This window comes from Salinivibrio sp. HTSP (assembly GCF_003390965.1).
GTDB classification, from domain to species: Bacteria; Pseudomonadota; Gammaproteobacteria; order Enterobacterales; family Vibrionaceae; genus Salinivibrio; species Salinivibrio kushneri.
Map to the genome: position 1 here is coordinate 1 of NZ_PXUD01000088.1, position 1,805 is coordinate 1,805.

1 pseudogene is annotated in these 1,805 nt (G+C 47.9%); it reads left to right on the forward strand.

The window, feature by feature from the left end:
* Window positions 1-1,805 (forward strand): annotated as a pseudogene (locus C7A19_RS15630) (hypothetical protein); the annotation flags it as partial.

Consider the following 1,805-nt stretch of genomic DNA (forward strand, 5'->3'; position numbering starts at 1 on the left):
GCAGCCTGGCCGATGGCGAGCTGACCGTGACCATGACGGTGACCGACCAAGCAGGGAATACGGGTAGCGTGAGCAACAACGCCGTCTACCTTGCTTCTGATGGACTAACGGTCTCGGCTTCCTTGGCTGAATTTGCCGGCGGTTCGCATCCAGCCGATGATTTAATAGCGCATGTTAAACAAGAGAATCTGAATTCAGATCAAGTCACTAAAACGACAACTGATACCGGAAAGCCCCTGCTTATTGGCGGTACATCAATCGAAACATATCATCTAGGTGATAGCAGCGGGACTGAGGATATTACCTTTATATCACAACAAGCTGATGCGACTACCGTGTATTATGGTGGTAGTGGCGACGATACGGTTTACCTACAAGGTAATCGCAGTGATTATGGCGACCTAACACAACTACCGAATCAACAAGGTGTAGATAGTGCAGTTGGTTTATATCATCAAGCCGGCCATGATGCAGGTGTCGATCACGTACCGCATGCTTTCTACGATATCGAAACCATCTACTTTGCCGATGGTAAATATCAAGTAGATAACGGCGAGCTGACCAAAGTTGCGGATATTGTCCAGCTGGATGTTGACGTGACGTTGAACGATAACGACGGCTCTGAGCAAATCACATCAGTAATTATATCGGGAATGCCTGAAGGAGGCAGCGTACCGGATGGCGAGCAGCTTGATTCAGGTGATTGGCAAGTGCCGATTGATGCACTTCAGACAAGTCCTGGTTTCTCGGTCACGCTTGAATTGCCTGAGGGAGGTGCCCCTGATTTATCTGTGACTGTTGGTGCCGCTGAGGTCGATGATCAAGGCAATCTTGTTGATGTCGAAATCACAGACACGGCTTCACCATTAAACGTCATTTTACCGAATGAAGTGACGAGTAATGTGTCGCAACTGCTTACGCTCACTAACGATGATGGGATTGCGGGGTATAACAATAGCTTTGGCTATTATGTCAAAGATGACAATGGCAATCCCACTACTGGCAAAGTGGTTTGGGCGAATTCATCGAACGCTAATGAAGGCGACACATTTAAGCTAGATGGTTACGCTCAAGACGATATTGGATTCTTTATTATTCCGGATGGTGAGGATCAAGTATCCGACCAAACCAATGTAACGTTTGAGCAAAATCAGCAAGGAAATTGGCAAGCTGTCGTTAATGGGCAGCCGTTATCCGGCAAGGGGGCGCCAGCTTTATTTGACCAAGCTGCTCTAAACCCAGACGGCAAAACATATGTGACTTCTTCCAACAATGGTAATATTGGGTTTGAGGATACACTGGGGGGGTCATTGGAACCAGTAGTAGATTGGCTAGGCCACGTGAGTTTTGAGAAGAAGTTTGATTACAACGACGTACAAGTGAATGCTGAATGGGGCGATAAGGTGACTACCGTTACTGGGACCACAGGTGACGATGCTTTAGAAGCCGGTCAAGGCAATGACATTCTCATCGGAGGCACCGGTAGCGATAAATTCCAGTGGTCGTTGGATGATATGCCATCGTCTGCCGATGGCGATGGGACGGAAACCGATGTCATTGTCGATTTTGATAACCAAGGTGACACGCAAGACACCTTCTCGTTTGTCGAGGATTTAACTCAGCTCATCAAAGACGGGCAAGTGTCGATTTCATGGCAAACCACAGACAGTGGTGAGGCTGAAGGTACGCTCACCATCGGTATTGATGCCGACGGCGATAGCCAAATGGATCAGCAGATTGACATTGAAAGCTTGAGCGTCGTTACCAACGGCGGTCAGCAAGAAGTGGTGATCAACACCTTGATT